The organism is Elusimicrobium minutum Pei191 (assembly GCF_000020145.1).
GTDB lineage: Bacteria > Elusimicrobiota > Elusimicrobia > Elusimicrobiales > Elusimicrobiaceae > Elusimicrobium > Elusimicrobium minutum.
This window is the reverse complement of the sequence record NC_010644.1, coordinates 111713-128926: the sequence shown is the minus strand read 5'-3', so window position 1 is coordinate 128926 and position 17214 is coordinate 111713. Positions and strand designations below refer to the sequence as shown.

At 39.3% G+C, this 17214-nt stretch carries 14 protein-coding genes, 1 tRNA gene and 1 other RNA gene; 6 read left to right on the top strand and 10 right to left on the bottom strand.

All coding sequences use genetic code 11. The features are described from left to right. Nucleotides 1–7: 7 nt before the first annotated feature. Genes EMIN_RS00620 through EMIN_RS07955 form a run of 3 tightly spaced genes read right to left on the bottom strand, consistent with a single transcriptional unit; the run spans nucleotide 8 to nucleotide 2853 of the window. Nucleotides 8–895 (bottom strand): efflux RND transporter periplasmic adaptor subunit, encoded by an 888-nt coding sequence (locus EMIN_RS00620; RefSeq protein WP_012414302.1) that lies wholly within the window; start codon nucleotides 893–895, stop codon nucleotides 8–10. A 2-nt stretch (nucleotides 896–897) separates the two neighbouring features. Continuing rightward, nucleotides 898–2244 carry a TolC family protein gene (locus EMIN_RS00615; protein WP_012414301.1) on the bottom strand — a complete coding sequence of 449 codons (1347 nt, stop codon included), beginning with the start codon at nucleotides 2242–2244 and terminating at the stop codon, nucleotides 898–900. A gap of 3 nt (nucleotides 2245–2247) precedes the next feature. Beyond that, nucleotides 2248–2853, bottom strand: a complete 606-nt coding sequence (locus EMIN_RS07955; protein WP_012414300.1) for a TetR/AcrR family transcriptional regulator — start codon at nucleotides 2851–2853, stop codon at nucleotides 2248–2250. A 120-nt stretch (nucleotides 2854–2973) separates the two neighbouring features. Here EMIN_RS07955 and EMIN_RS00605 point away from each other — a divergent pair, with 120 nt between their 5' ends. Beyond that, nucleotides 2974–3750, top strand: coding sequence for a metallophosphoesterase (locus EMIN_RS00605; RefSeq protein WP_012414299.1), 777 nt, complete (start codon nucleotides 2974–2976; stop codon nucleotides 3748–3750). Nucleotides 3751–3807: 57 nt separating this feature from the next. Here EMIN_RS00605 and pssA read toward each other — a convergent pair whose 3' ends face one another. The 4 genes from pssA to EMIN_RS00585 form a co-directional block, all read right to left on the bottom strand. Further along, the gene (gene pssA, locus EMIN_RS00600; protein ID WP_012414298.1) at nucleotides 3808–4587 is read right to left on the bottom strand and encodes a CDP-diacylglycerol--serine O-phosphatidyltransferase; all 780 of its coding nucleotides are present in this window, start codon (nucleotides 4585–4587) and stop codon (nucleotides 3808–3810) included. 72 nt (nucleotides 4588–4659) lie between these two features. Beyond that, complete coding sequence (locus tag EMIN_RS00595) at nucleotides 4660–5328, bottom strand: phosphatidylserine decarboxylase (protein WP_012414297.1); 669 nt, start codon at nucleotides 5326–5328, stop codon at nucleotides 4660–4662. A 48-nt stretch (nucleotides 5329–5376) separates the two neighbouring features. Then, a tRNA-Leu gene (locus EMIN_RS00590) sits at nucleotides 5377–5460 on the bottom strand. Nucleotides 5461–5579: 119 nt separating this feature from the next. Then, nucleotides 5580–5987 (bottom strand): NYN domain-containing protein, encoded by a 408-nt coding sequence (locus EMIN_RS00585; protein ID WP_012414296.1) that lies wholly within the window; start codon nucleotides 5985–5987, stop codon nucleotides 5580–5582. A gap of 98 nt (nucleotides 5988–6085) precedes the next feature. On the opposite strand from EMIN_RS00585, the gene ssrA reads away from it, so the two are divergent. From ssrA to EMIN_RS00575, 3 genes are all read left to right on the top strand, one after another. Next, nucleotides 6086–6431, top strand: a transfer-messenger RNA (tmRNA) gene (gene ssrA / locus EMIN_RS08540). 145 nt (nucleotides 6432–6576) lie between these two features. Continuing rightward, entirely contained in the window at nucleotides 6577–7980 is a 1404-nt protein-coding gene (locus EMIN_RS00580; protein ID WP_012414295.1) for a phosphoglucomutase/phosphomannomutase family protein, read from the top strand. Between the two features lie 10 nt (nucleotides 7981–7990). Beyond that, nucleotides 7991–8350 (top strand): response regulator, encoded by a 360-nt coding sequence (locus tag EMIN_RS00575; RefSeq protein ID WP_012414294.1) that lies wholly within the window; start codon nucleotides 7991–7993, stop codon nucleotides 8348–8350. Nucleotides 8351–8391: 41 nt separating this feature from the next. Here EMIN_RS00575 and EMIN_RS00570 read toward each other — a convergent pair whose 3' ends face one another. Both EMIN_RS00570 and EMIN_RS00565 read right to left on the bottom strand, forming a co-directional pair. Continuing rightward, entirely contained in the window at nucleotides 8392–9504 is a 1113-nt protein-coding gene (locus EMIN_RS00570; protein ID WP_012414293.1) for an LptF/LptG family permease, read from the bottom strand. Then, nucleotides 9480–10574: an LptF/LptG family permease gene (locus EMIN_RS00565; protein ID WP_012414292.1), complete on the bottom strand. Its 1095-nt coding sequence runs from the start codon at nucleotides 10572–10574 to the stop codon at nucleotides 9480–9482. Before EMIN_RS00565 ends, EMIN_RS00570 begins: the two co-directional genes overlap by 25 nt. Before the next feature lie 113 nt (nucleotides 10575–10687). Between EMIN_RS00565 and EMIN_RS00560 the strand changes: the two genes are divergently transcribed. Together EMIN_RS00560 and EMIN_RS00555 are read left to right on the top strand one after the other, a co-directional pair. After that, nucleotides 10688–15946, top strand: coding sequence for a hypothetical protein (locus tag EMIN_RS00560; protein ID WP_012414291.1), 5259 nt, complete (start codon nucleotides 10688–10690; stop codon nucleotides 15944–15946). A gap of 1 nt (nucleotide 15947) precedes the next feature. Then, on the top strand, nucleotides 15948–16685 hold the full coding sequence (locus tag EMIN_RS00555) for a ComF family protein (RefSeq protein ID WP_012414290.1): 738 nt from the start codon (nucleotides 15948–15950) through the stop codon (nucleotides 16683–16685). Nucleotides 16686–16726: 41 nt separating this feature from the next. Here the strand turns inward: EMIN_RS00555 and mscL are convergent, their stop codons facing one another. Then, nucleotides 16727–17197, bottom strand: a complete 471-nt coding sequence (gene mscL, locus EMIN_RS00550; protein ID WP_012414289.1) for a large conductance mechanosensitive channel protein MscL — start codon at nucleotides 17195–17197, stop codon at nucleotides 16727–16729. Between the last annotated feature and the right edge of the window lie 17 nt (nucleotides 17198–17214).

The following is a 17214-nucleotide window of genomic DNA, read 5'->3' as shown; positions in this document are numbered from 1 at the left end:
ATTAGACCTATTTTTCTATTGAAATTTTGCTTCCGTCTTTAATACCGAACGTAAACCTAATAATCTGTTCGCCTTCCTGAAGCCCGCTGCGGATTTCGGAATAACCGCCGTTTACAAAACCAAGCGTGACATTGCGTCTTTTAGCAAGTTCTCCTTCGGGAACCAAAACATATTTTGAAACGCCGTCCTCATCTGTAAAAATATTGGAGGAAAGAACGGAAACAGCGTTTTTCTTTTCGCCAAGCACCAAGTCCGCTTTTGCAAACATGCCGGATTTTAAAAGCCCCTGTTCATTATCTGCAAGAATCTCAATAGTTACGCTTCTGCTTGCAGTATCCACTACCGGGCTTATAACATTCACTTTACCCATAAATGTTTTACCGGGAAAACCTTCAACCGTAAAGCTGGCCGCCTGGCCTTTAAAAATATTTCCTATGTATCTTTCGGGCACATCTAAAATAAGCCTTACCTGGCTTTGATTGACAACAAAAGCTATGGCGGTGTTGCGCGTAACGTTAGCACCCGGATCTAAATATATTTTACCTACTATGCCCGTAATGGTTGAGGGGACAACAACCGGTTCATAAACCGCGCCGACCTCGTCACGCTCAATTAAAGATACCGTTTGCCCTTTTTTAACATTTTGGCCTTCTTTTAAAACATTTTTTAAAAGTTTGCCTTCGCTGCGCGGAAAAAGCGTAGCCTCTTCCAACGCTTTAATGCTGCCGGAAAGCAGAAGTTCGTTCTTTAAATTTCTCTTTTCTACCGTTTCCAGTTTTACCGAAAATCTGTCCTTTTCGATTTGCTCAAATATTTTATTTTTATCTTTTCCAAAAAAGAAAAACCCCGCAACCGCTAAAATTATAACGGATATTATTATTTTCCATTTGCTCATAATTATTTTCTCACCTCATAACCTACTGTAAATTTCAAATCCGCTAAAGCAGTAAACCCGTCATACACGGCTTGGGCATATTGCAACTGCGCGTTCGTAAGCGCTACAACGGAGTCATCAAGCTCAAGTCTGCTGGCCAAACCCGCGCGATAACGTTTTTTCATAGACTCAACATTCTGTTGGGATTGTTCAATAACTCTTTCCACTGTTAACATTCTCTCTTTAGCTTCGCCCAGTCTTAACCACGCGGCTTTAATGGCGATGCGCACTGATTTTTGAAGATCTTCATAATCCGCTTCAGCCTGTTCAAGCCCGAGCTGCTTTTGTTTTACGGCCGAATTAATTCTAAATCCTTCAAAAATGGACATGCTTATCCTAAGCCCCACGGATGATGTCCAATAGTAATCATTGGAGTGTTGCGGAAAGCCATTCTCGGTCTGTGCGTTATAATATTTATTAGCGAAAGCGGCTAATTGCGGAAAATGTTCCGAACGGGCCGATTTTACCTGCTGTTGCGCTGTTTTAACGCGAAGCCTTGATATTATTAAATCAGACCTGTATTCCGCAGCAAGATCATACAGCTCCTCTAATTTTTTAACTTCGGGAATCCTCACGTCCCAAATATTCCACGTTAGAGTAAGGTCCTCTTCAGGATCCATATTTAAAAGCTGCCTTAAATAAAGATTGCCCAATTCAAAATCGTTTTTAGCTGCTATAACCAAAGGTTTAATATTTGCTACGCTTACTTCTTGCGCCAGCAAGTCTAAATTGCTTGATAAACCCTTTTGGTATTTAAGCTTCATTTCATGCAAATTCTGCGTGGCGATATCAAGCTGCCCTTGTTGTACTTTAGTAACAGCGCTTGAAAGTATTATTGAGTAACACATTTCAATTACTGTTTTTTCTATTTGGTCTTTTACCGACCTTAAATTATATTCGCCGATATCCGCGTTTATTTTTGCGGATTTGACGTTAGATCTTACTCTGCCGCCGCTCCATAAAACCCATTCGGCGTCAACGCCTCCGGTAAAGGTATTGTTTTCCCCTACCTCCATCTTTTGCCCAGACACAATAAACGCCGGTTTTTCCAAATTGCGTGTATAAGTACCGCTTACCGAAACCTTCGGCAACATATATGACCTGAACTGGGTAACCTGCGAATTATATATGTCTCGCGTAATCATGGCGTTTTTAACAGAGATATTTCTGTTAAGAGCTTCGGCCACGGCTTCTTCTATAGTAATTGTGCGTCCTTCTGTATTGGTACTGACAAACAGTTTACTATATTCAGAAGTATAGCTAGACATTGAACTGCAAATAATAGTTACTATTAATAATGCTTTCTTCATCTTTTATTCCTTATAATACTCTTTCAGCCCCAAAAATATTATTTTTGTAATTTTGGACGGATACTCTTTGTCAAAAACATAATCCGGATTTTTAAAATTTAAAACAATATGCGATGTTTGCGCACCCATAAGAGCACAAAAATCTTTGACGGCTTTTGCGGGGAGTTCTCCTTTTTTTATGGCGGCTTCTATTAAACTTTCGAAAACCTCTTTCTTTTTGTTTTCGCTTTCCATAAAAGATTTTCCGCGTTTACCGCCTTTCATTATGTAACTTATTATATGTAAAATAAAGGTTTGCATCTTAGGATTTTTTTCAAAAAATTCTATTTGGCTTCTCAATGCGAGTTCAACAAGTTTTTCAAGCGTTGCGCCGCTTTTGTAAGCGTCTTCTATGTTTTTGTGAAACATACACATGCTTTCACGAATGATTTCTTTACACAAATCGTCCTTATCTTCAAAGTAATAATACAGAACAGGTTTTGTAACGCCTATATGTTCGGCAATTTCGCGCATTGACACCTGGTCGATACCTTTTTTACTCATAAGATCATAGGCTTTTTTTATTATGCGTGTTCGCATTTTCTTTTCTTTAGAAATTTTTTTTGTCATAACTTTTACCTACCGGTCGGTAAGTATATTATAACAAAACAACACTTCCGTGGCAACCTCTATTTTTCTTGGTTTTAAAATATGCTAATCTATTTCTAGTAAAATTAAAAAGAGTATGTTATGACAACTCCCCCCAAAAAAGACGTTTTTGTTCTAGGTGACGTTCACGGACATTATGATGAGTTTACCATAATGCTCCAGGCGGCCGAACTTGCGGACAGCAAATTAAACTGGAAAGGCGGCAACAGCATATTCGTGCAAATGGGCGATTTGATTGACCGCGGCCCGCAGTCCGAAAAAACTGACTTATTGGCGGACAAACTGCAAAAACAAGCTTCTGAGGCCGGCGGCGAATTTGTAAGGCTTATCGGAAATCACGAACTTGAAATTATAATGGGCAATTTTTTTATATCAGAAATGTCTAAAGAAACGGCCCAAAAATACCAGAAAAAACTTATTGAAGGTATTTACAGCGGCAAATACAAAGCCGCATACCACCAGCGCGGCCTTTTATTTACACATGCCGGCGCGTGCGACAAGCTTCTTAATATATTAAAAATGCAACTTGGTTCGCTTACGGAAGCCAAAGTAGCTTCTTTAATAAACAATATTTTTACAAACTGCGTTAAACACTCTTTTTTTAAACATCCCATATTTAACATAAGCATTTCCCGCGGAGGAAGAGATAAATACGGCGGTATATTTTGGGAAGACTTGGAGGATTTGTACCTTTCTTTTCCCAGAAGCCCGGTACGCCAGGTTGTGGGACACACAATGGTTGATGAGGTTGTGGTAAACCCCGATAAAAATATTATCGCTACTGATATAGGCCTGCACCGCTCGATACAATATTTAAAAATACATGAAAAAAATATTGAAGTTTATACCGTGTCTTAAGATTTAAAAACCCCGGGTAAAAACCCGGGGTTTTTCTTCATTGTAAATTTTATTATTTTAGTCTTTTAAATTTTTAAAAGCTTTAAATAAAAGAGCAAAAATCCCCATAAAAACATACAAACTGAAAACAATAAAAATAACATTTTGAGGATATTTAAAAGTAAAGAAAACAAGCAAGGCTATAAATATTATAAAACCGACGCCTCGCTTCTTTCTTTCTTTTTTATCTTTAAAAGCGGCGTAAGGTATATTTGAAACCATCAAAACAGACAGCGCTATAACTATCAACGCCATAAAATTATAAATATACGGAAGAATCATGTTTAAAAACGGAATATTCTGCCCTTTTCCCAAATCTAAAAATACCATATAAGAAACCGCAAAAGCGGCGATTATAGCGGCGGCCGCTGGGGTTGGCAGTCCCGAAAAATGTTTTTTAGAACCTGTTCCCGCGTGCGCCATAGCGTTAAACTTAGCAAGCCTTAAAGCTCCGCACAAAAGAAATATAAAAGCAATGCAGGTGCCTATTCCGCCGTAATCTTTAAGCGTCATATTATAAATAAGGAAAGCGGGCGCCGCGCAGAAGGAAATAATATCCGCCAAAGAATCCATTTCCACGCCAAATTCGCTTTCGGCGTGAAGCATCCTTGCCACTCTTCCGTCAAAAGCGTCTAAAACCATTCCTAAAAAAATAAGCCAGCCGGCTCTGTAAAAATTGCCGCCGAATGAGGACAAAATAGAGAAAAAGCCGCAAGCCAAATTACCTATTGTAAAAAGGGACGGAACAGCCATAGCCCCCTTATGTTTAATTACGTCAAAAGTCTTTTTCTTTTCCATATTTTCCGCCTTAAAATATTTTGCCGCCAAAAAAGTTGTTTTTTGGCGGCAATAAAACAAAGTTCTCTAAAATTACGGAGCCTGGTGCCAAAGGCCTAAAACAGTAACGCCGCCTTCAACTTTTTGTCCTTCTTTAACCAACACTCTTACAGCGTCTTTCGGCAAATATACCGCGACCTGCGAGCCAAACCTTATATGCCCGACAAGCTGCCCTATGGTTAATTCGTCGCCTTTTTTAACGTTACAAATAATTCTTCTGGCTATAGCGCCGGTAATTTGTTCAATATGGGCAAACTTATAATTTTTTGAAAGTTTAATTAAATTCCTTTCATTTTTATCAGCGTCGGGATTATTGGCAAACAAAAAACCGCCCTGTGTATAAACAACATCTTCCACCGTGCCTGACATAGTGGCGCGTTGAACGTGTACGTTAAAAATAGAAAGGAAAATGCGGATTACCACTACATTAGGGTCTTCTTCTGTTTTTACAGACATTACCGTGCCATCGGCAGGGCAAGCTATTTCATCCTTAGAAAAAACGGTGTTTCTTTCAGGACTTCTAAAGAAAAACGCGCAAAAAACGGCAAAAGCCAGAACAATAATGCCAAGCCAGCACCATAAAAACCAGCCTAGCAGTGCACCGGCTATGGCAATTAAAAGAACGGGAATTCTTGCCTCAGGAAGCACTGTAAAAACCCAGCCAAACGCCTGTCCAACAGTATTTTTAAAATCTTCAAACATTTTTATCACTCCCCCAAAACAGTTTTTGTCTTAACCCATAAGAAAGTGTGGGCAGGGGGGGACTCGAACCCCCACGATCTTGCGATCAACAGATTTTAAGTCTGTCGCGTCTACCAATTCCGCCACCAGCCCAACGTGTATATTTTAGCAAATAAATTTTATATTGTGCAAAATTTATAAAGCTAAAACAAAAAACTACTTCAATTTTTCACTATAGATAAAAATCATTCTATTTTATATTAAAGTGTACTTTAAACAAGATCTTTAGTTTTATTGAAAAACTTTTGGCAAAACATTACTTTAATCTCATATTCTTTGACATATTGCTGTAAACTTCTATCCGAAGTAACAACCGTAACGCGCTCGCCGTTATTGTGCAGATAAAGCGCCTGCTCGTATATAAGTTCGTCCGCGCTTATATCTTCGGCGAAGTAAACTTTTAAAGCGCGCCTTACCGTGCTGCCAACGGGTCTGAACACGCCGTCAAAGATTACCCTGAAAAAAGAACCGTAATAATGCTCCGTTTCGGACAAGTCTTCTAAAAAATCAAGAAATTCTTTGGTAAGTTCTTCCTCATTTTCTGCGGTGGCGTTAAGACAGCTTCGGACAAAATTATGCCCGTCAATTATATAAATTGATGGTTTTTTGCTTATATACATTATTTTATATCCTTATATAAAAATGATACAATATTAATCCCTTATAAGGTAGGAGAGCAAAATTAAAACGGCAAAAGCCGTCTTTTGCTTTTATACACGGGGGTGACAAGTTTCGACAGGTGCATGTCTACTCTTGGTTGCAGGTACTGGTTGGCCAGGCCAGTTAAAACAGGGCTAAAAAAAATAATCGGCAATCAAACCGAACTTAACTGGGCTACAGCCTAGTTTCCATATCTCTGCTTTCTCCCGCGAAGCGGGGAATATGGTCAAGAAGCGGGATGCTGTTTTAAAGGCGAGCGTCGTACTTTAGAACTTAAGACTTACGAGGCGAACAAAACTCCGGCGGTTACGGGCCTTGGGTTTTGTTATTAACCGTAACTAAACCTGTAGTAGCCTAGATTATGCTGTGCTTGGACGGGGGTGCGAATCCCCCCACCTCCATTTTATATTTTTTAATAAAGCTTGCTTATTATGGCGGAAAGCTAAAATAGCGTAAAAAAACCGCTAATCGTCCCAAAATATATAGTTTGGCAAGTTCAAGCAAAATATGCTTTATTTATATTAAGATTTTTTATTTTAGGAGATTTAAATGGCTGATATAAAATTCACTACCGATGGATGGCGCGGCATTATCGCATGGGATTTTACTTTTGAAAATGTGCGAAGACTCGCGCAAGCTTTGGCTGATTTTATAAATGAGAACGCCCCCTCATCAGAACCGGGCAAACATACGGTTGCCGTAGGTTACGACAGAAGGTTCTTATCAGACAGGTTCGCCGCGGATATAGCCGCCATTTTACGTTCTAATAAAATTGACGTTATTTTACTTTCCGAGCCGGTTTCCTCACCCGTATTAAGTTGCTTAAGCATGGAACAGTTTTGGATGGGCATAATAGTAACGGCAAGCCACAACAAACCGCATTGGAACGGCGTGAAAATAAAAATTGAGGGCGCGTCCGCCTCTCCCAGAATTACAAAAGAAATTGAAGGTTTTATAGACGAAAGCCCAGTGCTTTACCTTCACGGTCAAAAAGCTGAACAAAAAGATTTTAAAAACGTATACCTTAAATATTTAAACTCACATATAAACACAAAAAAAATACAAGGAATAAAATCCCCGATAGTTTTTGACTATATGTACGGCAGCGCCGCCGGTATAGCTGAAAAGGTTTTGCCTAAAAACAAAATAATAACTTTAAGAGAAGAATACGACCCTTCTTTTAAAGGAATAAAGCCTGAACCTATTGCTGAAAATTTGACAGAGCTTATGACGGCGGTTACAAAAAACAAGGCCGCGCTGGGCATAGCTTTTGACGGCGACGGCGACAGGGTTACAATTATTGATGAAAAAGGCAGCTGCCTTACGCCTGAAATTTTATCTGCCATATTGCTTAACTACCTTATTAAAAACAAGAAATTAAAAGGCAGGGTGGTGCAAACGTTATCCATGGGATATTTGCTTAAAAGAATCGCCCGCAAACAAAATATGCCCTTTGAGGAAGTTAATATAGGCTTTAAATACGTAGCCGAAAAAATGGCGGTTGAAGACGTCGCTTTCGGTGTGGAAGAATCCGGCGGATACGCATGGAAAGGTATTGTGCCTGACAGAGACGGCATGATTGTAGCCCTTACTTTTCTTTACATTATGGCAAGCACAGGCAAAAAAGCCAGCGAACTTGTCGCAAATATTGAAAAAGAATACGGCGCCAGCGTTTATTTAAGAAACGACCATCCTTTAAAAAAACCCCTGGACAAAGGGTTTTTAACCGATAAAATTAAAAGAAAGGTTCCCGCAAAGATTCTAGGTTATAAAATAGCCCAGACCATAACGCAAGACGGCCTTAAAATTATATTTGAAGATGATGAGTGGCTTCTTATAAGGCCTTCGGGTACAGAGCCGCTGCTCAGGGTTTATGCCGAAACTTCGGATAAGAAAAAAACCCAGGCTTTGCTGGATTTCGGTTATAAATTAGCTGTACCTTTTATAAAATAACGGAGGCATAATGAAAATAGCATTGGTTGATGATTCAGACATGCTAAGAGCCGCAATATCAAACACCTTGGAGTCTTTCGGTTATGAAGTGATGTGTCAGGCGGCTTCCTCAGCGGAGCTTTTTGATTATCTTAAAACAAATAAAGTTAATATTGTACTTCTTGATATTTTCTTCCCTAACGAAAACGGCTTAGATACTTTAAGGGCTTTAAAACAATATCACAAAGATATTAAAGTTATTATTATCACGGGAATGAACCAAAAAATAATAACGCAAGAAGCACAAAGTTTGGGAGCGGACGACATTATTTATAAGCCTTTCAGCACCGATGATCTTACTTTAGCCCTGCAAAAGTTTAAAACAACATAAAAAACGCCTTTCTTAGAAGGGCGTTTTTTATACTTTTATTTTTATATTTTCATTATTTTAAATTCAATAAAAACAGCGGCGGCGGCCAAAACAACAATTCCCCAACCTGCTATAAAAGGGCTTAAAATTCCGTTTTGCCCCGCTGTGCTTGCCATTGTCATTACCCACCAGAAAGAAAAAGACATTACAAGAGCGGCGATAATATTTATTACTTTGCCCCTTTTTCTTACGGTTACTGCGAAAGGCATTCCTATCAAGCACATAATTATAGTCATAACAGGCATAGCCAGTTTATTATGCAAATTTGTTTTTTCTTTATAAGTCACTAAACCACTACGGCCCAAAAAGCTTATTTTTTTAAGCAACTCACGCACGCTGATTGCTTTTTCTTCAATATCGCCTACGCTGATATCTTTAGGCGCTACTTTTAAATCAGATTCAAGCGTATCAAAAACTTCTTCTCTTATGGTTATACCCTCTTCGAAATAACGTATTACGCCGTCTTTATAAAACCAAATTTTTTCGTCTTTATCCCACACAAGATTTCTGGCCACTATCTGCTTTTCTATTTCCCAATTTTCATTATAAAATTCCGTTGTTATGCCGTACATAGTCAAGGAACCGCTTTGTAAAGTTTGCGCCAAAAGCATTTGGCGGGGATTAATTCTTAACGTAATATTTCTTTCTATACCTGCTTGAAAATCTTTATCCCCCCGGAGCTGCCTGCGAAATACCTGCTCAGCCTTTTGGCTGACGCGCGGATAAACAAACTCCTGCATTAAGGAATTAAGAAAAACAACCAAAATAACACACGCGATTAAAGGAACAAACAGTTGCCCAGGCCTGTAGCCGCTTGCCAGACAGGCGGTCCATTCCCCGCCGGCGACCATGTCGGAAATAACAAATAAAACAGCAAGCAGGCAGGCAACCGGCAAAAGCATGCCCAGCCAGCTGGGTAAATTTAAAAAACAATATTTTAAAATCAGTCTGAATGTGGCATAGCCGTTGGTGATGCTTTTTATATTCTCAAAAAAATCACCTAACAAAACTAAAATGCAAAACATTGCCATCGCAAAGAAAAACGGCATCCAAAATTTTGAGGCTATGTATCTGTAAAGTATTTTAGGTTTTATCTTTTCAATCTTGTTTTCCATAAATATCTCGAAACTATTAACCCTGCCGCTATCGGTAAAAACGGCGCGAAATACGCCGCAATTTCATATTTTTTACCCAAGCTTACACCCGCCATAAGCAGCATGTAAAATGAAAGAACTATAACTATACTCCAAAGCATACCCCAAGCCTTATTAGCCCTTTTGCCGAAACTAAAAACCAACGGACAGCTTAGTAAAACCAAAACCAAAGGCGACAAGGCTAAAACCTGCCTCATGGCTACGTTGGTTTTATGCTCGGCTCTTTCTTTGTCCGTCAGTTCGCCGGAATAAATACGCGCTATAAGCTGCGGAGTGGTAAATTCCTCCTCTCTTAATCTTCTTTCTTTCGCTCTCACAAGAGGAAACGTTACATGATAGCTTTTAAAATTAGCGGCCATTATTTTAGAAGGATCTTCGGAAGACACTCTTTGCATCTGCCCGTCAAAAAGTTTAAGCCCCACATAATCGCTTGTAACATTCACTATACCGCTTAAAGCGTTAATTTTTGTAGTATAATTTGCAGAATCGTTTTTGTTTAACAAACGCACCTGCGACATAAGATTTGTTTTGGGATCTAGGCTTTCCATATACAAACTCCAGTCGCCTATTTCCATAAAAGTTTTGGGTTCCAGAATTACCTTGCCTATGCGGCCGCGCACGTTATTTCTGGCGTCTAAAAACGATTTTGTGTTTTTAGGCGTTATCCAGTTTGTGAAAGAGAAAATTACAAGAAACAAAAATAAGGCAAAAATAAAAAGAGGTTTTGTTATTTCTTTAAAAGAAAAACCAGCCGCGCGCAAAGCTATAATCTCGCCGTTTTCACTCATGTTGCCCAAAGTAAGCAGCACCGCAAGTTGAAACGCCATAGGGGCACACAAAGAAAAAACATCCGGCACAAGTTTTACAAGTGTTTTAAAAACCCACAGCATATCCGCGCCAAATGTCATGGCGAGATTAAAGAGTTTGATAAAGTGCATCATGAAAAAGATGAAAACAAGAACAAACAAGGCTCCTAAAAAGAAGGTAAGCAGGTTCTTAATCATGTATTTGGAAATTATGTTTATGCGCATTGTTTATATATTTTAACTTTTTTTTAAATATATATATATTAATTATTTTTTTAATATTTTAACAAATCATTTATATGATTTTATATTATGTATAGTGGAGTATTTTCCGCTAAATGAAAAAAATTATCAGTTTAACGTTGTCTCTTTTGTTGTTAACGCAATCGTTGCCTTTATTTGGCAATGAATACGGCTTATCAATCCTCGGTGATGAAGATTACACTATTCTTGCATTACCGGAGGATAGTTTTCCCGCCGCGCCAGAAGAATTAAGCAATGTTGAACTGATGGATTATTCCGAACAATTTTGGAGAGATGCCGTCCGCTCTATAGACGGAGATAACCCTTTAGATAAAGATGTCCCCCCGCCGATTACCAGCCTGCGTCCGTCATTTGCGATCCCGTTGCAAGGAACAAGCATTTCCTTAACAGGCAGACAGACATTAGGTATTAAAAGTGAAGCTAAAAATTATAAAAACGAAAACAAAAATTCTACTGATTCAAAGAGTTTTAGCAGTTTCGCGTTTGAACAGCAAATGCAGGTAAAAATGCAAGGCAGAATAGTGGACAGAATTTTTGTTGATATCAATTACGATAACCAAAACGAAGATACCAGAGATATTTTTGTGTCATACCGCGGTAAAGAAGGGGAACTTGTCCAAAGCGCGGAATTTGGCGACGTACAATTATCTCTGCCTAAAACGGAATTTATTTCTTTTAACAAACAGCTTTTCGGCGCTAAAATGCATTTACAGCATGACAAAGCAAACTTAAGACTTATAGGCAGCAAAACAAAAGGTACCAGCAGGTCAAAACAGTTTAGGGGAACCAGCGTTTTTGAAACTGTTACCATACGCGACATTGATTATATTCGAAGAACATACTACAACGTAAGAGAAATGCTTGACTCATCAGATCCCGGCGCCTCCTTTTTTACATATCAAATAGCAAGAAACAGCGAATTTATCTATCTTAATGACGGGTCTTCATCAAGCCAGTTTCGCTTTGAAACTTTATCTTACTCAGACACGGCGGACCCTTTAATTATATCAAGCGGAAAATTTAGACTTTTGGAAAGAGGTGTTGATTATACTATAGACTACAATAACAGTTTAATAGTTTTTAGAAACTCGCTCGCGGAAAGCGACAGCGTTGTTATTGATTACACAAACACCGCGGGCCAACGCCTGTTTGATATAGGCGCCGCAAGCACTTATAAACTTTTAAAAGCAGCTTACGATAAACCCATAGCGCCCGGCCGAGCAAGCACATATACGGAAGTAAAAACCATGTATAATATCGGGCGTAAACAAATAACGCGTGATGACGGCAACGGTAATTTTACGCTTGTTTTGCAAGACGCTAACGGGAACAATATAAGCAAACAAGAAGGACAAATTTACCCGCAAGATATTGAGGTTGATTTTGAAAAAGGCACATTCAAACTTAACAGACGTTTAAATGAAGCCAGCGTTTATAACAACACGCCGTTGTCTACAAGAAACTTATCTTTCAGAGTTGAATTAAACTCAAAAGTAAAATCCTATTTTGTGGAACCGAATATAGTTGTACAATCTGAAACCGTTAAAGTAAACGGACGTACTTTAAAAAGAAATGAGGATTATTATATTGACTACTCTTCCGGTTTTTTAACTTTTTACAAAGAAGGCACCGTTACGGAGGACTCCACCATAGACGTTACTTATGACACAACTGGCGGTTCAAGTTCGGATGTTTCATTATTAGGAGCAAGGCTGGATTACGATTTTACTGAAAACATAGGAGTCGGCGCCACTGTTTTACAAGAAGGGAGCAGCACTTCAAACAGCGCTCCCAATATTAACTCTCTTACACAGCAGCTTACAGTTTATGAAGCGGACATAAAAGCAAAAGACGTACAGGTTACCGAGGATTTAAAAATTTCAGCTTCCGGTGAAGTGGCGCAAAGCGTAAGGGAAAAAAACCTCTTCGGCTACGCTCTTATTGATAATATGGACGACGCGAAACAAATGGTCGCGGGAAGCGTGATTTTTAGAGATTGGAAAATAGCTTCGAACCCGGGCTTTGAGACCAGCACAGGGCAAAATTCTTATTGGGGAGCCGTACATTGGGATACGCAGAGCATAAACGCTCTTCAAATAAACCCCAACTCGGCAAGCAGTTCTTCTGATTCACAGGATGTTTTGGTTATTGATTACGATTTCACTAATTCGGATGAGGTTTCAATAGTTTATCCTTTGAGTGACAGCGGTGTTGACCTGTCAGAGAAAACCATGTTCGAATTAACCGCTTTAGGCAATTCAAGCGGACCTTTAATAAACGTGCATTTCGACCAAATTAATGAAATCTCAGACAGCAGTTTAGGCGACAACACTATAACCTGCAGCAAATATTGGCCTGATTATGTGCCTAAAACCGAAGACCTTTATTGCAGGGGTTCGGTATCTCCGGAAAACGACAGAGGCTGGCTGTTTGTTAACCCGGACAATACGACCGCGCGTTATGACCCTTTTGCAAATAATGAGTTTAACAGATTCTCACAGCCTAACGGTATTGTGGATACGCAAGATTTAGATAATAACGGACGTTTAGACACCGGCAACCCTAATATCGGCGGAAGTTTCGGCTACCCGGCTTCGGCCGCAATCAACCAGCCTATAGCAGGCATGGCGGGGAGCATATTAAATAACACGACCTGGGAAACGTTTACAACCCCCCTTAATTTAACCTCTTTAACAAAAGATAACTGGACAAACATAAAACACTTAAGAATCTCCCTTAAATATAATGGCGGAAGCAGAACGGGAAGAATAAAAATAGCAAATGTCGGCGTTTCAGGCAATGCGTGGACTCCAGACTCGGAAACATCCCAAATAACGGCTATTAATAAAACAGACAACACCAATTATCTTCCTATATTTGACGACGCAGCCGGCGACGGCAAACAAGTGTTTAACTATTTGTACGGTTCTCTTGACGAACTCCGTTCCGAAAGCAGAAATAAAAATATTTTTGAACAGGCCTTAGCTTTTTATTATGACACAGTGACGTATCAGGAAATACATGCCAGCAGAAATTTCAGCTCCATGGATATGACTACGCATAAAGAGCTGCGCTTTCTCCTTCACGTAAAAGATTCCGACCCTGACAGCGTGTTTTTTATGCGCTTGGGTACGGACCAAAATTACCAACAGATAAATGTTCCTTTAGATTTAGCTCCAAATAAATGGCATTTAATAAAATTAAAACTTACTGATAAAGATAATAACGGCATTCCCGAAATATTGGAACCTATTACCCCAAACGTTACGGTTGACACGGTAAATGACCCTTTAAGCCCGGCAAACGTTAACTTCAAAAAAATAAGCCGGGTTTTGGCCGGTGTCGAAAGAAAAACGGGAATGCCGGGCTCCCCTTCGGGAGAGGTTTGGCTTAATGAAATACATATGGCGAACTCAGTTACGTCCAAAGGCCTCGCGTACAGAACGGATATGAAAGTGGAATTAAACGGCTGGGGCGAAGCCGGCGGCACATATAAAAGTATAGACGACCAGTTTGAAACGCCTGTTACCGTCAACACTAATCAAAAAAATACCACTCAGGATTACTACTTGAGGCTTACAAAAGTTAACTATCTTCCCATAAGCGCGACTTATGAGCAAAGCAGGGTGGAAACTTTAACTATTTCCGACTCCGTCAATACAAACACCATAACTTCTTTAGACCAAGGCGTGGTGGAAAAGAAAACAGGAAAGATTAAAGCGGACTTTATTAAGCCGCAAATGCCTCGCCTGGGAATGGAATATATTTTTGACCGCGCCGACTATGATATGGCTGAGCGTAATGACGCTAGAAACACATATAACGCTACGGTAAACCACACTCTGCCAAGCGGATCTTTTTTAAGAGATTTAAGTTTAGGGTATACAAGCGCAAATAATGATATTAATTACAGCGACAGGCTTCTTAACTCAGCGTCAAACACATCTTACAACTCTTCGGAAGATACCAGACGCGTAAACGCCCGGTTAAGTTTTGAGCCGTGGAAAGGCTCCTCCTTCACTCCTTCTTACAGTTTAACCACGGTAAAAGAGGACCGCGACGGAGGCGGCGCTCCTGCTATAAGTTATAACAAAAGCATGCAACAGCAGGCTGGTTTTACCGGTAATTTCAGAATAACAAAATGGCTTATGCCCGCGGTAAGTTACAATATAAGCACCAATGAAACAAATAATTTAAATGAAATTACTTTCTCAAACGGCGATGCATACGGTGTAGGTGAGCTTAAAAACATTAACAGAAGCGCGGACGGCGGGGTCGCGTTAACACTTACGGTAAAAGAGATTTTCCCCAAAGCAAAACTGTTTGGCAATTTGGTTTTATCTAACTCCTACAAGCTGCAAGACGCTGATTCATATATGTACGTTGAGGACGGCTATGATTCAAAAAGCGACTTGTGGATACGAAACAATTTAGGCGCAAAAAACAAACACGCTTTCCGGCGCAATATGACGCTTAGGGATACTTTTACATCTTCCCAAAGGTGGTCCCCTTTCAGAGAATATGAGTTTACCGAGAATCTGCTGCCGTTAAAAACATTGTCAATTATCAATAATTTTACGCAAAGTTTTCAAACCACGGAAGAAACAGGAACTGAATCAAAATCATCTTCACGTACTTTGCCCGACTCCGTTATAACCATGAGCGAACTTGAAAAACTTTATGGCGGAACATACTGGCTTACTTCCACAAATATAAAAATGCGATACACGCATATACAAAATGAAATTTTTAACACACAGCTAAAAAAAGAAAACAATTACGGCCTTGAGCTGCGTTTTATGTTTATTAAAATTTTTGATACCGCTTTAATATATTCTCACCGGGACGGAGACACTAATGATTTAAGAAACAACGAAATTTCAGAAAAAATCCTTCGTGACGAATACAGCGCGCAAACATCCTTTTTTGTTAAACGGTTCCGCTTAACACCTAAACTTGCTTTTATTGAAAGCAAAAACCAGCAAAGAATGGGTATAGTAACCGAACAGTATGAAGAATTTAGCCCGAGCTTAAACTGCCGTTTGGATTTTAGCGTGCCGGGCGGGATATGGCTTCCGTTTATAAACAGGAATTATGCCACTACAAACCGTATTATCTGGAACACAAATTTCGCCTATACCCAACGGCGCTCCGACGTTGTTGTTTTGGAAAATAAAAATTATTACGATTTTAACACCAGTTTTGATTACGAGTTTTCAAAAAATCTGCGCCTTACAGTAAACGGCGGAGTGCAATTATTAGACCATTTGTATGTAGAATCTGAAAGTTACGTAGGTTACAATATAGGAACAATGGTAACATTGCAGTTCTAACATGAAAAATATTATTAAAACTCTAAAGAATTACCTGGCAAATTTTTTGCTGCCAAAAACCTGCCACCATTGTAAATGCGATTTGTCCGCAGACTACAAAGAACCCCTTTGCCTAAAATGCGCCGGCAATTTAAAAGATATGGGCGCGCTTAAGTGTAAAAGATGCGGTATAAATTTAGACTCCGGCGGAACATATTGTTTTAATTGCAGCGGGGCAAAAGCAAAAAAATTTAAGTGTTCCCTAATCCGTTCCTGCTTTATTTTTACTCCTGAGATAAGAAGTTTAATACATAATTTTAAATATCATGAACACCTGCGCCTTAAACACTTTTTTAATAGTGCGCTCTTAAAAACATTTAACCAAACGCCCGAATTTAAAAAAGTTGATATTGTTGTTCCCGTTCCGTTAAGCTGTTTACGTTACCGCGCGCGCGGGTACAACCAAAGCGCGGTTTTGGCAAAAAAACTATCCGCCTCAACACATATTTCTTATGTGCCGCAAAGCTTAAAAAGAATAAAAAACACAAAAAGCCAGGTGAATTTAGATAAAGAAAAAAGAGCCTCTAACATGAAAAACGCTTTTAAAGCAGCAGGGAAAATAACCGGCAAAACCATTTTATTAATTGACGATGTTGCCACAACAGGCTCTACTTTGGAAGCCTGCGCCGAAGCGTTAAAAAAAGCCGGGGCAAAAAATATTTACGCTCTTACAATAGCAAGAGAGCCTTTTAAGCATTAAAAAAACGCCCGCTTAAAAAAGCGGGCGTTTTTTATAATATTTTATTTATTCAAATCAGCCGTACAGTCAGGGCATTTAATTGCTTGTATATTAATGTCGCTAAAACAAAAAGGGCAGCTTTTTGTGGTTACAGGGGCAGGCTCTTCTTTACGTTTAAGATTATTCATAAACTTTATCATTATAAAAATAGCAAACGCCACTATAATAAAACTTATAATATTGTTTAAAAACATACCGTAATTAATTGTGGACGCGCCCGCGCTCTGCGCCGCCTGCAAGGTAGCATAAGGCCCGTGCACGGAACCTTGTTTAATTACCAAATATAAGTTTGAAAAATCTATTTTGCCGAGCAATAAGCCCAAAAAAGGCATTAAAACGTCTTTAACTAAAGAATCAACTATTTTACCAAACGCCGCGCCCAAAATAACACCGACGGCCATGTCCATAACATTGCCCCGCATGGCAAATGTTTTAAATTCACGCACAACGCCTACCAAACTCTTTTTTAACATATTTCCCTCCAAATTAA

What these genes read in the sequence shown, in the direction of transcription:
- EMIN_RS00620 (WP_012414302.1), bottom strand. Translation starts at nt 895, where the DNA reads ATGAGCAAATGGAAAATAATAATATCCGTTATAATTTTAGCGGTTGCG.
- EMIN_RS00615 (WP_012414301.1), bottom strand. Translation starts at nt 2,244, where the DNA reads ATGAAGAAAGCATTATTAATAGTAACTATTATTTGCAGTTCAATGTCT.
- EMIN_RS07955 (WP_012414300.1), bottom strand. Translation starts at nt 2,853, where the DNA reads ATGACAAAAAAAATTTCTAAAGAAAAGAAAATGCGAACACGCATAATA.
- EMIN_RS00605 (WP_012414299.1), top strand. Translation starts at nt 2,974, where the DNA reads ATGACAACTCCCCCCAAAAAAGACGTTTTTGTTCTAGGTGACGTTCAC.
- pssA (WP_012414298.1), bottom strand. Translation starts at nt 4,587, where the DNA reads ATGGAAAAGAAAAAGACTTTTGACGTAATTAAACATAAGGGGGCTATG.
- EMIN_RS00595 (WP_012414297.1), bottom strand. Translation starts at nt 5,328, where the DNA reads ATGTTTGAAGATTTTAAAAATACTGTTGGACAGGCGTTTGGCTGGGTT.
- EMIN_RS00585 (WP_012414296.1), bottom strand. Translation starts at nt 5,987, where the DNA reads ATGTATATAAGCAAAAAACCATCAATTTATATAATTGACGGGCATAAT.
- EMIN_RS00580 (WP_012414295.1), top strand. Translation starts at nt 6,577, where the DNA reads ATGGCTGATATAAAATTCACTACCGATGGATGGCGCGGCATTATCGCA.
- EMIN_RS00575 (WP_012414294.1), top strand. Translation starts at nt 7,991, where the DNA reads ATGAAAATAGCATTGGTTGATGATTCAGACATGCTAAGAGCCGCAATA.
- EMIN_RS00570 (WP_012414293.1), bottom strand. Translation starts at nt 9,504, where the DNA reads ATGGAAAACAAGATTGAAAAGATAAAACCTAAAATACTTTACAGATAC.
- EMIN_RS00565 (WP_012414292.1), bottom strand. Translation starts at nt 10,574, where the DNA reads ATGCGCATAAACATAATTTCCAAATACATGATTAAGAACCTGCTTACC.
- EMIN_RS00560 (WP_012414291.1), top strand. Translation starts at nt 10,688, where the DNA reads ATGAAAAAAATTATCAGTTTAACGTTGTCTCTTTTGTTGTTAACGCAA.
- EMIN_RS00555 (WP_012414290.1), top strand. Translation starts at nt 15,948, where the DNA reads ATGAAAAATATTATTAAAACTCTAAAGAATTACCTGGCAAATTTTTTG.
- mscL (WP_012414289.1), bottom strand. Translation starts at nt 17,197, where the DNA reads ATGTTAAAAAAGAGTTTGGTAGGCGTTGTGCGTGAATTTAAAACATTT.